The 14,457-nt window shown below is 60.0% G+C and carries 10 protein-coding genes and 1 tRNA gene; 4 read left to right on the top strand and 7 right to left on the bottom strand.

The window, feature by feature from the left end; genetic code table 11:
• Positions 1-55 precede the first annotated feature (55 nt).
• The 4 genes from BHQ40_RS11755 to BHQ40_RS11740 form a co-directional block, all read right to left on the bottom strand.
• Positions 56-847, bottom strand: coding sequence for a DUF2059 domain-containing protein (locus BHQ40_RS11755; RefSeq protein ID WP_139139286.1), 792 nt, complete (start codon positions 845-847; stop codon positions 56-58).
• Between the two features lie 23 nt (positions 848-870).
• Positions 871-2,322, bottom strand: a complete 1,452-nt coding sequence (locus tag BHQ40_RS11750) for an NAD(P)-dependent oxidoreductase (protein WP_070156096.1) — start codon at positions 2,320-2,322, stop codon at positions 871-873.
• Positions 2,323-2,483: 161 nt separating this feature from the next.
• Positions 2,484-3,293, bottom strand: a complete 810-nt coding sequence (locus tag BHQ40_RS11745; protein ID WP_070156095.1) for an undecaprenyl-diphosphate phosphatase — start codon at positions 3,291-3,293, stop codon at positions 2,484-2,486.
• Between the two features lie 72 nt (positions 3,294-3,365).
• The gene (locus BHQ40_RS11740) at positions 3,366-4,292 is read right to left on the bottom strand and encodes a complex I NDUFA9 subunit family protein (RefSeq protein WP_070156094.1); all 927 of its coding nucleotides are present in this window, start codon (positions 4,290-4,292) and stop codon (positions 3,366-3,368) included.
• Between the two features lie 168 nt (positions 4,293-4,460).
• Between BHQ40_RS11740 and BHQ40_RS11735 the strand changes: the two genes are divergently transcribed.
• Positions 4,461-4,547, top strand: a tRNA-Leu gene (locus BHQ40_RS11735).
• A 166-nt stretch (positions 4,548-4,713) separates the two neighbouring features.
• Complete coding sequence (locus BHQ40_RS11730; protein ID WP_070156093.1) at positions 4,714-5,940, top strand: tyrosine-type recombinase/integrase; 1,227 nt, start codon at positions 4,714-4,716, stop codon at positions 5,938-5,940.
• Positions 5,941-6,057: 117 nt separating this feature from the next.
• On the opposite strand, the gene BHQ40_RS11725 is transcribed toward BHQ40_RS11730, so the two are convergent.
• The 3 genes from BHQ40_RS11725 to BHQ40_RS11715 all read right to left on the bottom strand — a co-directional run bounded on the left by BHQ40_RS11725 (position 6,058) and on the right by BHQ40_RS11715 (position 11,029).
• The gene (locus tag BHQ40_RS11725; protein ID WP_070156092.1) at positions 6,058-9,342 is read right to left on the bottom strand and encodes a DEAD/DEAH box helicase; all 3,285 of its coding nucleotides are present in this window, start codon (positions 9,340-9,342) and stop codon (positions 6,058-6,060) included.
• A gap of 487 nt (positions 9,343-9,829) precedes the next feature.
• Complete coding sequence (locus tag BHQ40_RS26695; RefSeq protein WP_253183341.1) at positions 9,830-10,411, bottom strand: thermonuclease family protein; 582 nt, start codon at positions 10,409-10,411, stop codon at positions 9,830-9,832.
• Between the two features lie 60 nt (positions 10,412-10,471).
• A complete protein-coding gene (locus tag BHQ40_RS11715) occupies positions 10,472-11,029 on the bottom strand; it encodes a lytic transglycosylase domain-containing protein (protein ID WP_253183340.1) in 558 nt (185 codons plus the stop codon).
• 171 nt (positions 11,030-11,200) lie between these two features.
• On the opposite strand from BHQ40_RS11715, the gene BHQ40_RS25090 reads away from it, so the two are divergent.
• Positions 11,201-12,109: a DUF7146 domain-containing protein gene (locus BHQ40_RS25090; protein ID WP_083276872.1), complete on the top strand. Its 909-nt coding sequence runs from the start codon at positions 11,201-11,203 to the stop codon at positions 12,107-12,109.
• 74 nt (positions 12,110-12,183) lie between these two features.
• Positions 12,184-14,457 (top strand): strawberry notch-like NTP hydrolase domain-containing protein (locus tag BHQ40_RS11705; RefSeq protein WP_171905839.1); only part of this gene is annotated, 2,274 nt, incomplete at its 3' end.

Raw genomic sequence — 14,457 nt, 5'->3', positions numbered from 1 at the left:
ACGAATGGGTGAGCTAAGTTCGTCACGCATTCGAAATAATGCTCACAACGCAAAATCATTTGGCGGCGGCCGCGCCTACGCTCTGGTTCGCGTCCTGCTGCTTGATGTAATCGGTGATGGCCGACAGCACATGTTCAGCCGCAACATTCATCGCTGTTGATCTGTTTGTGACATTCGCTTGGTCGGCTACGGCTTGAAGTATCAGCGGTTGAATAGCCCGCCACGCACGCCCGCTTGAAGAAAGCCCAAAAGAAATCAGCTTTTTCCGGTCTTCACCATTCAAGTTGGCCAAAAATTGCGGCGCAGCGCCCCCTGCCATCTGCCGAACGTCATCAGCCACCACATTTGGTTCCTGGCCGCTGAGATTCTTCTCGATCATGTGTGAGAGGTCATTGCCCTCCGTAGCGGCGGATAATGCCTTCGCCCCAGTAGGACTGCCGTAAAATTCTGTAACGGCTGCGATGTCGGCCGCCGTTAAATAGTCGGCGTAAACATTTGCTATCACCTGATGCAATTTTGGCAGATTTGCGATAGTTTCGGGTTCGATGATTTCCCGTTCCGCCTTAACCGCAATATCCGATATGCCGGGATATAACTTCTCAATTTCCTGAAATTCAGGTCTGTTCTTTATGAGAACAGGCATGGTGATGGTGTAAGCGCGCTCGATCTGACGCCGCGTAATTGCTTCGCTGTTCAGAATTTCGGCGAGTTTCAACGCTTGTGCGCGCGTGGCGGCTGTGGCCACAACTTTCTTTGGCGCGTTGGGAGAAGCTGATGACGCCGGGAATGGGGAGATATTCGCTTGCCCATAAACGGGCGCGGCAAATACTCCGCATGTCAGGATCAATGCGGCAAAGCCCCCCCTTACGGTCACGCCGCGACCCTCTCGCCCGCCTTCGCCGCAGCCTTTGCCTTCAGATAGGCGTGCATATGGTCGGTCACGTCGCGGCCGTCGCGGATCGCCCAGACGACAAGGCTTGCGCCGCGCACGATGTCGCCAGCCGCGAACACGCCGTCCAGCGACGTCATCATCGTGCGATGGTCGACGCGTAGCGTGCCCCAGCGGGTCACCGACAGGTCCTCCGCGCCGAACAGGCGGGGCAGTTCTTCAGGGTCGAAACCCAGCGCCTTGATCACCAGATCAGCCTCCAGGCTGAACTCGCTGCCCGGATCGGGCTCGGGCGCGCGGCGGCCGGAGGCGTCGGGCTGGCCCAGGCGCATCTTGGTCACCTTGACGCCGGTCACCTTGTCCGTGCCCTCAAAGGCGATCGGCGCGGTGAGCCAGACGAACTCAACGCCTTCTTCCTCCGCATTGGCGACCTCGCGCTGCGATCCCGGCATATTGTCCCGGTCGCGGCGATAAAGGCACTTCACTGACTTGGCGCCCTGGCGGATGGAGGTGCGCACGCAGTCCATGGCCGTGTCGCCGCCGCCGATCACGACAACATTCTTGCCCTTGGCGTACAGCGATCCATCCTCATGCTCCGGCACATGGTCGCCAAAGCTCGCCTTGTTGGAGGCGGTCAGGAAATCGAGCGCCTTGACAACGCCGGGCGCGCCGACGCCGGGCGCGCGGATGTCGCGCGCCTTGTAGACGCCCGTGGCGATCAGGATGGCGTCATGCTTCTCGCGCAATTGCTCCATCGTCGCGTCGCGGCCGACTTCAAACCCTTCGTGGAAGATGATGCCGCCATCCTTCAGGCGCTGGACACGCCGCATCACGATGTCCTTCTCCAGCTTGAAGCCAGGGATGCCATAGGTCAGCAGGCCGCCCGCCCGGTCATGCCGGTCATAGACATGCACTTCATATCCTGCGGCGCGCAGATATTCCGCCGTAGTCAGCCCGGCCGGGCCTGCGCCGATGATGCCGACGGACTGGCCCCGGTCAGCACCCGGCACAAGCGGCTCGACCCAGCCTTCTTTCCAGGCGGTGTCCGTGATGTATTTTTCCACGCTGCCGATGGTCACAGCGCCATGGCCGGAAAACTCGATGACGCAATTGCCTTCGCACAGGCGATCCTGCGGACAGATGCGGCCGCAAATTTCCGGCATGGTGGAGGTCTGGTTGCTCAGCTCATAGGCTTCGCGCAGGCGGCCTTCCGCTGTCAGGCGCAACCAGTCGGGAATATGATTGTGCAGCGGGCAATGGGTTGAGCAATAGGGCACGCCGCATTGCGAGCAACGCGAAGCCTGCTCCTCCGCCTTCTCCGTTACGAAGGTGCGGCTGATCTCATTGAAGTCGCCCGCCCGGTCATCGGCGGCGCGTTTTTCGGGATACGCCTGTCCGGTTCCGACAAATTTCAACATAGGACTGTCAGCCATGTGCGCTCCCTTCGTTTCGCGCGCTGGAATAGCGCGGAAAACCGCGGGAGTCACGGGAATAATGACTTTAACGACAGTATATCTTACCTAAATAACGGATCATCCCGCGATTATGTTCATCTTAGCGACATATTATTGCTGAATAAATGTCCGTATCGGACCTACTTCATCGTGAGCCAGATGAGGGCGGCGGCGCCCGCCACGATTCGGTACCAGGCAAAGGGGCCAAATCCATGCTTGGAAACAATGCCGACAAACCATTTGATGACCAGAATGGCGACGATGAACGACACCACGAAACCGATGCCGATGTCGAACCAGCTCACGCCGCCAGTGGTGATCTTGTCATGGTTCTTGATCAGTTCCAGCGTCGTCGCGCCCAACATGGTCGGGATCGCGAGGAAGAAGCTGAACTCCGCCGCGGTGCGCCGCTCCACGCCCAATGTCAGGGCGCCCATGATCGTCGCGCCGGACCGGCTGACGCCCGGTATCATCGATATGCACTGGATAAGGCCGATGCCGACCACCCGGATCAGCGGGATTTCAGCAATGCCGACAATCGTCGCGCTCTTGATCAGCCGCTCTATGATCAGGATGGCGATGCCGCCGATGATCAGGGCCACAGCGACGACCTTCGGTTCGCCCAGCAGGATCTCGATCTTGTCGTGCAGCGCCAGTCCGATCAGGGCGGCGGGGATGAACGCGATCACCAGGTTGCGCAGGAACCGCCAGGATACCGGATTGCCCTGGAGCAAGCCCATGGCCACAGCCCAGAAGGTCCGCCAGTAAAGCACGACCACCGCCAGGATCGCGCCAAGCTGAATGATGACATTGAACATCGCCCACTGCGCGGAGTCATAGCCCAGCAGTTCGCTCGCCAGAATGAGGTGCCCCGTGGAGGACACCGGCAGGAATTCCGTCAGACCCTCGACAATGCCGAGCAGGACGATGGTCAGATAATGCATGTCCATGCAGGGATGAGCTCCTTTAGGCGCGGCCTATTCATACGGTCGGCCGTTTAGGGGAATGCAACGTCAGGATTTTCAGGCTTTCACCCGGCCCGCGAACCGGCCATGCCGGCGATACAGCACCAGCCAGGCGTCCGCCACCGCGGCGATCGGCGTCGGCGCGATGCCGAAGTCCGCAAGGCCGATCGCGCCGGGCGCGACGACATTGTCCTTCTGCAGCATCTTCCATTGATCGCGGGTCAGCGGACCGCCAGGCACCGTCGCAATCACCGTCGCAATCGGCGCGGGGATTGGCAGGAAACTGCGCTCCGGCCGGCCGATGATCTTGGCGATCAGCGCGTTGATGTCGAGCATGCTCAACACCTCCGGGCCGCCCAGTTCATACAGCTTGCCCTGATACGCCGGCTCAAGCGCGGCGGAGGCGATTGCGTGAGCAACATCAACGACATAGACAGGCTGGAATTTGGTGGCCGCGCCGATAACAGGCACCATTGGCGCCATGCGGACGATCTGCGCAAACCGGTTGGTGAACTGGTCCTCCCGGCCGAAAATGATCGACGGGCGGATGATGGTCGCCGCAGGGAATGCGGACCGCACGACACCCTCGCCTTCCCCTTTGCTTTTGCCATAGGCGGAAGGGCTTTCTGGGTCCGCCCCGATGGCGGAAATATGGACCAGCGCCGTTGCCCCGGCCTGCGCCGCCGCCTTCGCCACGTTCGCCGCGCCCTCGACATGCACCTTGGCGAAGGCCCCGTTCAGGATGCCGACCAGGTTTATCACTGCATCAGCGCCCTCAACGGCGCGGGCGACGCTTGCAGGCTTGGTGATATCGGCCGAGACCAGTTGCACCTGCCCCAGCCCCCCCAGCGTTTTCACGCGCATCGCGCTCGACGGGTTGCGCTCCGCCACGCGGACCCGCACGCCGCGCGCCAGCAGCTCTTGCACCACATAACGGCCGAGAAACCCGCCGCCGCCGAAAATTGTCACCAAACCGTTCGTCATGATGGAGTCCGTGTCCTTGCCAATGAGCGTCTTCGTCTCTCCCGCCTCCCCCCTTGCAACAGGCGGCGGCGCGAGACAACCGGGCGCGGGACGGCGGCGGCAAATATTTGGCCGCGCTGCGATTGACAAGGCGACACCCTAGCGGCTAATCGCCCCCGCCTACCCCGTGCCCAGATGGCGGAATTGGTAGACGCACCAGCTTCAGGTGCTGGCGATCGCAAGGTCGTGGAGGTTCGAGTCCTCTTCTGGGCACCATTTGTTCTTCTCAGAAGAACCCAGCAAGTGTATTAAACCCGCAGAAATCCAAGGGAATTGGCCCTTGGATCGTGCCGGATCGTCCCGCCTTTTCTCGGGGGTTCCGCACATTTTTGCGGGCCTTTTGCGGGCCTTTGCGAAAACCACATTGGGAAAAGGCCCGCCCATGCCTCTGACCGAAACCCGGCTTCGCGCACTCAAGCCAAAGGACAAACCGTACAAGGTCGCCGACGACCGCGGATTGTACATCGAGGTATCCCCATCGGGCGGAAAACTCTGGCGATTCCGCTATCGAATCGGCACCGTTGAAAAGAAGCTCTCGATCGGCTCCTATCCCGAAATCAATATCAAGGACGCACGCCAAGCGGCCTATGAGGCGCGGGTCAAAGTTGCGGCGGGCGGTGACCCGGCGATGGAGAAGCGCAAGCAGAAGATCCGTTCGGAATTCCTTTCCGCCCAGACATTCGAGGCGGTGGCACGCGAGTACATTGATGAGATGATGGTCCAGAACGGTCGGGCGGATGCGACCATCATCAAGGCCAACTTCTTCCTCGACCAGTTGACGGATGCCATCGGCAGCCGCCCGATCGATGAGATTGAGCCGTTCGAGGTGCTGGCTCCCCTCAAGCGCCTCGAAGCGAAGGGCAAGCACGAGACCGCCAAAAAGACCCGATCCTTTGCGAGCCGCGTGTTTCGCTATGGGGTTGCCACGACGCGCTGCAAAGGCGACCCGACGACGATGCTCCGCGGGGCGCTGATCACGCCCAAGGCAAAGCACTATGCAGCGATTCTTGAGCCGAAGGATCTCGGCGGACTGCTGCGCGCAATCCAGGACTACACTGGCAACTTCATCACCAGGTACGCCTTGCTCATCGCACCCCATGTCTTTGTACGCCCTGGGGAGTTGCGGCATGCCGATTGGAAGGAGATCGACCTCGAAGAAGGGGTCTGGCGCATCCCAGAGGGAAAGATGAAGGCGCGCCGCCCTCATGCCGTGCCGTTGTCCAAACAGGTAGTCGGGTATCTCAAAGAACTTGCCGAGATGGTCGGCACTGAAGGGTACGTGTTTCCGTCAGCCCGCGCCTCCGTCCGCCCGATGAGCGAAAACACCTTGAACGCCGCTTTCCGACGAATGGGCTTCACGAAGGACGAAGTCACCGCGCATGGTCTTCGGGCTACGGCCTCCACCATGCTGAACGAAAGCGGCCTCTGGAATCCGGATGCGATTGAACGCGGCTTGGCGCACGGTGACAGCAATGCCGTTCGCGGCGTTTATCACCGCGGCAAACACTGGGATGAGCGCGTCCGCATGGCGCAGTGGTGGAGCGACTACCTCGATACCATCCGTGATGGCGGGAAGGTCATCAAGGGTGCGTTTGCTGGAAGAGCCTGACGAGGATGTGAACACCTTTCGGATTTAGCTGGAACTGGGACATTCCTGCGGGCCGCGGCCACTAATTGGAGCGTCCAGTGATGTATGATCCCCCAGACGGTCCGTGGTCTATTTTCCCTAGGGCGAAACAATTACTCGTAGTTCGGCCTCGGTGGTTTTTTTGAGATATAGCTCGGTCGTGCCCAGCAGCAGAAGGGCGTCGTTGTTCATGTTTGATGCCGATGCGCCGGGCTGAACGAGTATCATCTCGAACCGGAGGCGCGCGCGCCTCGCCTTCTCCTTGAAATAGGACAGTTCTTTCATTCCCCCCTTGAGAAAACGTGTGTAGCCGTCCTGCGCCCAGAGTTCATGGCGGCGTTTTAGGTCGTGATAGAGTCTCGGCAGGCCCTGATGTTTTGCTACGATGCTTTTTTGAGCCTGGCCGCAGACGGTATAGAAGTTGCGGATGTCTTGAGTAACAGCACCGCCGTGCGCGTTCTTACAATGTACAAGACACAGACGGATCGTTTCCTCGTCGACGTCTTTGAGGCATACGAGATCTGCCGCTTCGCCAGAGCCGTCGTCATTGAAAACGACGTCGAACTCGGCCTCAATTTGCTGAAAAGTGTGATATTGGATGGTGGAACGGTCGACCAGTTTGCCGGCTGACTCGCGATTGAGTGGGATGCCGCTCCAATCCCAAGATTCCAGCCGGGATTTGTCGAACTGTCCAGCGTCCAGCCGAACTGGGATATGGTAGCAATTGTAGGAGTAGGTGCCATCAGCATAGCGGATTAGAAAAGGATCTTTTTGAAGATATTCCTCGAGCGCAATAGGGGCATCGTTCCCCTTGCGGAAGCGCACTTCCGGCCCCGAAACATGCTCGTGTTCATATCCCTTGGGCAGCTTGGCATCAATTCGAAGGCGGTAGACAGAATCTAATTGGCCGGATTGAATATGGATTGGAATGGCTCCATCGGCATCAGGTTCGTCGATTGCCAGATCGACCAGGTACAGCGGCACTGTCGCCCCATCGAATGTGACGGCCTGCCTATCGTTGAGGCGTAGCTGTGCCTGTTCGCCCCACATGGCTGCGATGGGCGGTGAAGACCAAGGGGCATCGATCTTCTCAGGTCGCAGGAAATCCTCGACGATGTTGCTCTCGTCACCGTTCTGCTGTTGCACCTTCGCCCAAGTAGCGCGGGTCCAATCGATCCATTCGGCAACATTGCCAGACCGCTGCTGCCATACCTTACCCCGTCGCTGAGCGGCTCCCCAGAGCACCCGTTCGCCGTTCTCGTATCCGAGACATGCGATGTTGTTCAGTTCAGACTCCCGCTTTTCAATCATTGCAAGCCCCTCGGTAACGTTGGGACCGAAGTAAGAGGTGAAGCTGATGGCGCCGATGCGTGATGAGCCGAGGCTCTTCGCGAGCGGCAGTTCGACGTTGTTCAGGATCCGAAAAATGGGACGGCCAGAGATTGGAACTGTGCGCTCGTCGGTTATGACCGTGGCCATTCGCTCGGATCGCATCGCAGAATAGTCGCTGGCGAACAGGCAGAGGACACCAGCTTCCTTGTCCCACCTAATAATTACAAGATCGTGGAGGACGTCCACGTCGTCCTGATAGTTGCCCCAACCAATTGCCGCGAGCCGCCGAACCACGGCAACCAGAACGTTCTGTTTCTCATCAAGGGCATGCCAAGTCTCGGTATCCTTTCCTAGGACTTCAGCATACAACTGTGGATTCCACTCGTCGCAAGAAGTCCGGAAGAACTGCGTCGAAAGCGATGGTCGAAGATTCCAAAGGGCAAAGCGCATATGGAGGTCGCCCGCACCGCGCAGTTCCTCGACGACATCTTGCAGACGGACCTCTTGATTTATCCTGTCTTCGCTAAGGCGGCGGATGATAACATCCCAATCGGCCCCCTCCGCGTACAATGCTGAGAGCTTCCGCTCCATTTCTGGATCTGCGATGTTTGCAATCACAGTCGCATCGCCAATCTGACCAGTATTTCCCTTTCGCGTAAAGCGTCCGACAAACTGCAGCGTGATTGCGAGCGACTTGTGGGTGTCGTGCAGCGCTGCAACTTTCAGGTTGGGCAGGTCATATCCCTCGCCCAGCATGTTTACTGCGACTACGATGCGGGCCCCGTCGTCGCTGCGGTCCACAAGGCGGGCCAGCGCCTCACGATTTGCCCGTGCCGTGCCGGCACCGGAATACACCACCACCGCTTGGTACTCCGGCGCGAGTTCCGCATAGATCTTGATGAGGTCCTCCGCGCGGTCCTTTGTTTTCGCGCGAGCCATCAACAGATGGTCGAGCCCGAGTTTCTCACGATCCCGGCGAAGTGCAGCAAGCGCCTCGCCCGCGATCCGACGGTCGCGCGTCTCCTGATCCCCATATTCCTCGATGGTTACGAGGTTGATGGGCTTGTAATAGCCGGCGGCCTGGGCATCGCCGAGCTTGAAGTTGAAGATGATCTTCCCGTCGATTCGAGCCTTGTCTCGCCGGAAAGGTGTGGCGGTAAATTGCACGACCCGTTTCTTCTCGAAGCCCATCTTGATCGCAGACCAGGTTGAGGCTGTCACGTGGTGGGCCTCATCGACCATGAGGTCCGAGCATCCCCCAATGAGAGCGGCTTTCGCCGCAGGATCGGACGCTTCCAGCGTTTGCGGCAAAGTGACGATCACGTTTGCATTCAGAAGTATCTGTTCAGCTTCCTCTACCGTCCCAACTCCCGTCGTTAATATGGCCACGCGCGGCCGTGCTATATCGACGGGAACGATCCCGAGCCTGGGCAACTCGCCAAGAGATTCGAATTTGCGGGCGATTTGGGAGCGCAGCGCATCACTCGGGACAAGGACCATCGTGCGGGTAAGCCGCCGAAAGACTTGTGTCGCCAGCATGGTTTCCGTCTTGCCTGTTCCAGTCGGAAGAACGATGGTTGCCGGATCGAAGATACTTCCGACAGAGAAGTGCGCGGAGATTGCGTGCAGCGCACCCGTTTGAGGCGGTCTTAACCCTTCGACACCAAACTGAGGATCTTCGGTTTTGAAGTCGAACTTCCCGACCCAATTCTTCAGAACGTCCTCGGGCGAGGCAGCATGGGCCTTAAAAGGCTCGCTTTCGTCCCAGGCCAGCGACATGATGCCCGTGGACTCGTCGATCGAACAAGTGACGGTGGGTAGGTCGGTTTCTCGGCGGCGCGCACCACTTCGCCGGATCAGTAACTCATTGAACGGGTAGTTTAGATCCGTCCGCAGCAGGTCGTGGCCGGGTACGTCGGAAGCGTAGCGAAGACCGCGCGCAGAACTGCCGGGGAATACTGCCTGGACCACTGCATTCCCGCCGATTGTCCGCCGTCGGCGCGGGATTGGGGGCAGTTTGACTTGGCCGGACCAGTCGGGGAGGAGACTCATGCAACTGCGCTCCCTGTTATTCCGTGTGGTGCCACTGATATGGACGTGGAATAGGTGCTATTCCCTCGGGCGTCTTGGCCCGCAGCTACCCAAGGCATCTAATTCCCGCCCCCAAGATCAAGCCAGACGCAAGTGTCATAGTAATGGGGCAAGGATGTCAATTAGGGTACAAAATGGCAACGCCACTCCCGGTGCCTAGCTCATTATTTGTTTGAGGGCGGATTCTGCAAGCTTATCACGAGAAACCCGCCAGTCTATCATCGGCCCATCTCCGATGGGTTCAGATAAAGATGTCGTCGCTCAAAGGTTACCTTTCAGCGCTTCGCCACGTCGACTCATAGGGCGGCCCTGCCGGGATGTTCAGATATCTGCCGACGGCGTGTTTCAGCGTGAGCGGAATTTCAAATGTCTGCCGCGGAATGGCGAGATTTGGTCGGATCCTACTGATCAATCCCGCAATGAGGACCGGTCAGCAATATGGTCACTGTCAGCACCACGGTTCCCGACGCCCGGTCCATGTGCGAGCTAGCCCCTCACGCACAAGCTGATCCCCAAGCGATTGGCCGCCCCGAACAATGACGCGGAGTTTGCGCCCAAATCGGTCTTCGTCGCGGTTTCCGATCGGCCGGACCTTGAAAGCGCCTTCGTTCAACAGGTCGCGAAGCCGGTAAGTCGCCTTCATACCAAGCTGATACTCAGAATCACACTTGGGTTCGCTAATCTCGGGGGTGTCGATGTCTGCGATCCTGATCTTCTCGCCCTCGAGCCAGAAGGTATCTCCATCAACGACGCAGGTGCGGCGTGTAATTCCGCAGACCTCGAAGCGCGGTGAGGTGCTTCCGGCCATCAGCGAAAGCTTATTTGCGAGTTCTGAGGGGCCGATCGAGGTCAGACCGGACACTGGCCAGTTCAATGCCAACATACCTCCAGCGAATACGATCGAGAACGCGCCTAGACCCAACATCCACTCCTTGCGCCGACGCTTGCCTTGCTGCTTCATGAGCTTGTCGCGGAAATCGAAGCGAACGACATTGTCATCCTTTTGGCCTCGACCTTCTTTTCGAGCCATCAAACTTGGCCTTCCCTACTCAAGCGATCGCTTCTTCATTTATCCATAGACGAACGCCTTTCAAATGCGCGAGCCAATTGCTTGCCATCGTTCGAGCACGCTGCGGACATAGCCAGGCGTCTCGCTGTTTTTGGGAATGCCGCCAGCTCTCGAAACCGCTCCAGGTCCAGCATTATAGGCAGCGAGGGCGAGATGTATCTGCCCAAACTTGTCCAGCATCTCGCGCAAGTAGCGTGCCCCGCCATCAATGCTCGCAACAGGATCATGCCGGTTCGTGATGCCGAGGTAGCGAGCCGTGCCTGGCATCAGCTGCGCCAGTCCCGCCGCACCAGCGGGGCTGATCGCCATTGGATTGAAGCGCGATTCAGTCCAGATCAACGCCTGCAGCAAGCCAGTGGGTATGCCATATCGAAGCTCTGCCTCCCGCACATTCGCCAAATAGATCACCTCGCGGAACGAGGGCGCGAACGCCGCCTTGCGCAGACTCAAGTTCATCTCACCGTGTACCGGAATGGCCGGCTCGACAGCCTCAGGCTCTACAGGGGTCGGTCGATGTTCGAATATCGCGAAGGATGGCGTGTCTGCTTGGGCTGAAACCTGCACCGCGGAAACGCTCATCAGGAGCACCCCGATCCTTCCAAATCTGATCATCATCCATCTCGTCGTATTGCCTCGAATCGAAACGGAACATAAAGTGAACAAAAGGGTGTAGGAAAGTGCTATTACGCGCGCGATCGGGAGGAGAGGTCGCTCGCAAGGGGGCGGTATTTAGAGCTTGAGGAGCGCCGCATGTCCCACGCGTTATCCAGTCCTACCAGCTTGTCCCTTGCTTCAGCAGCAAAGCAGCTTTGCGAGGTGCTGGGAGGGTATTGGTCCGGCTCCAAGGGCATGGCGCGATGTCCCGCCCACGATGATCGAACGCCCTCGCTCGGTGTAACTCTGGGACGACGCGCCATCCTCTTTCATTGTTTCGCGGGCTGCAGCCAGGATCAGGTCCTGACTGCACTCGCCGCTCGAGGTGTTTCGCCGGGGAGCTTCTTTTCTGGGGAAATCGAAATCGAGCCAGGAGTTAATGTCGGCAAGCCAGCATACCATGCGTTTGCAGAGCGAATTTGGCGTGAAGCAACGCCACTCGACGGTACTCCCGCCAAGACCTATCTCCAAGCCCGCGGCATCCGCGCCGTCTCGCGCGCGCTCAGATTTCACCCTCGTACCCCGCTCGGACCGAAGGGGGACACGAAATACTTGCCTGCTCTGATCGCGGCAGTGACGATGGATCATGGGCTGGTCGGAATTCACCGCACGTTTCTCAACCCGCTGAGGCCCGCGGTGCCCCCTTTCGCCAACCCCAAGCGCGCACTCGGGAGCTTGGCATCAGGCGCAGTTCGCCTCTTCGAACCTGTCCACGGGCGGCTCGGCCTTGCCGAAGGTATCGAGAGCGCGCTCGCTGCCAAGGCCTTGACCCAGATCCCTTGCTGGGCCTCGCTCGGCAATGAGCGTTTTGGCCACGTGTCGATCCCGGAAAGCGTCAGCGAATTGCATCTGTTCGTCGACCATGATGCAGGCGGCGACATTGCCGAGGAACGCGCGCGCAGCGCCTACGCCTGTGAGAACCGAACGATCATCACGCGTCGCCCGCGCGGTCACGGGAAAGACTGGAACGACGCCTTGCAAGCGTGGCTGCGGTCCAAGACCTGACGTGAAGAGAGGGGAGAAGGCTTTTGTCCTGATGAAGCCCGGCCAGTGGACTGGGCTTCGTCAGGAGGTTCCAAATGCTCAGCTCTGTTCCCGCTCTCTTGCTTCCCCCACCATCTGAACCGCTCGTCCTGCTTGCTGCTCACACCATCGCCGCAAACCTAGCATCCGGCGAACCGATCACGCGTCGGCAGTTGCATACGCTTCTGACCGATCATTTCGGGGGCACAGACGCAGTAGGGCGCTGGTCGGTGCGCGATGCGCATATCGCGTTGGAATTGGCTCAGACCGAATTCCTGCAGGCCACCCCACAGATTGACCTTGCCGATTCGGCAGCCGACGCCGATCGGATGTTTACGGCGTTGGAATCCGTTCTGCCGACACAGACAAATCGCAGCGACGAGCAGATCGAATGGCAGCAGTTCGCAACACCGCCGCGCGTTGGCTGGCTTGCCGCCCGGGCCTGTGCCCTGGCCACAGGCGAGCTCGTCCTGGAACCCTCGGCCGGAACCGGGATGCTCGCGGTCTGGGCGGCCAAGGCAGGCTCGCGCCTTGATCTCAACGAAATCTCGCCGCTTCGCCGCGACTGCCTGAGCGCCTTGTTCCCCGCGGCCAGAGTGACCGGCCATGACGCTGAGCTGATCGACGAACTGCTCGATCCAGCCATCGTCCCGAGCGTCGTCTTGATGAACCCTCCCTATTCCCACGGCATTGAGCGAGGGCACGATAGTCGCACTGGCTCGCGCCATCTGCGGTCGGCCTGGAACCGTCTGGCGTCCGGGGGGCGGCTTGTCGCGATCATGCCTGAATGGTTCGACTGCGCGAAGTTCCTGGCGGGGCTTAAGGGACCGATCTCGCTGCGGCTCAATGCCGCGGTCGAACGCGCGTTTGCCAGGCAGGGCACCGGCATCACCACGCGGCTGTTGGTCTTCGACAAGGTGGAAGGCTCCAATGAGCCTGTCGCCATCCGAACAAGCGACTTTCGCCAGCTGGTCGAGCTTGTCGATGCCTTGCCGGCTCGCGGCAGCCTGGACGCTGTTCCAGAGCATTTTAGCCTTCCGGCCCGTGCGCCGTTTCGCTTGGTGACCGCGCCGCGCAGGCCGCTGCCGATACCAGCAAGGATCACTCCTGCAGCCTCCGCCATCAAGCCGCTCACCTACCGGTCGCTCGAAACCCCTGCACCGCTTGCCCCTCAGGTCGGCCACTATTTGCCCTATCGCCCGAGCAGAATCGTGATCGATGGTGCGGCCAAGCATCCGACGCCGCTCGTCGAGTCCGTCGCCATGGGCTCGATCGCCGCGCCGATGCCCGGAGCTGTGCCGCAGCTGCCCGACGGGCTGGTTGCTAAGGGGCTGCTGTCTGCTGCCCAGGCAGAGACTCTGATTTACGCAGCAAGCGCTCATGCCCGAGATCTTCCCGGTCGGTTCGAACCCGAGGACAAGGGCTGTTCGCTCAAGGCCTCGGCGGAAGGTCAGGTTTTCCGGCAGGGCTATTTCCTCGGGGACGGCACCGGCGCTGGTAAAGGACGCCAGGTCGCGAGCGTCATTCTCGATCGCTGGGTGCGCGGCGAGCGCCGCCATATCTGGATTTCGAAGAACGAGGCGCTGCTCGAAGACGCGCGCCGCGACTGGGCCGCCCTTGGCGGTTTGCCGATCGACATCCAGCCGCTGGCGTCCTGGAAGCTGTGCACCCCCATCGCAATGCGCGACGGCATTCTCTTCGTCACCTACCCGACCCTCCGTTCGGGCCGAAATGACGCAACGCGCCTTGACCAGATCCTCGCCTGGGCCGGTGAGGATTTCGACGGCGTGATCGTGTTCGATGAAGCGCACGCCATGGCCAATGCCGCTGGCGGCGAAGGATCTCGGGGTAAAGTCAAAGGATCGGAGCAGGGCATTGCCGGGGTGCGCCTGCAAAACCTCCTCCCCCGGGTAAGGGTGCTCTACGCTTCGGCAACTGGTGCGTCCGACGTCAACAACCTCGCATATGCGACGCGCCTCGGGCTCTGGGGTCCGGAAACCGCTTTCGCCAATCGCGAGGCCTTCGTCGCCGATATTCGTGACGGCGGCATCGCCGCGATGGAACTCGTCGCGCGGGACCTCAAGTCGGTCGGCCTCTATACCGCCCGGGCCCTTTCGTTCGCCGGTGTCGAGTATGAGATCCTCGAGCATTGCCTGACCGAGGATCAGATCGCGATCTACGATGCCTATGCCGAAGCCTGGGCGATCATTCACGCTAATTTGCGCGAAGCGCTGGAAGCCACGCGGATCGTCGACAGCGAAACTGGCGGCACGCTCAACTCCGGGGCGAAGTCCGCAGCGCTATCGATCTTCGAGGGAACCAAGCAGCGC

The sequence above is a fragment of the Sphingobium phenoxybenzoativorans genome, from assembly GCF_001757355.1.
Classification (GTDB): Bacteria; Pseudomonadota; Alphaproteobacteria; order Sphingomonadales; family Sphingomonadaceae; genus Sphingobium; species Sphingobium phenoxybenzoativorans.
Note: the sequence above shows the minus strand (reverse complement) of the source record. Positions and strands in the feature narration are given on the sequence as shown.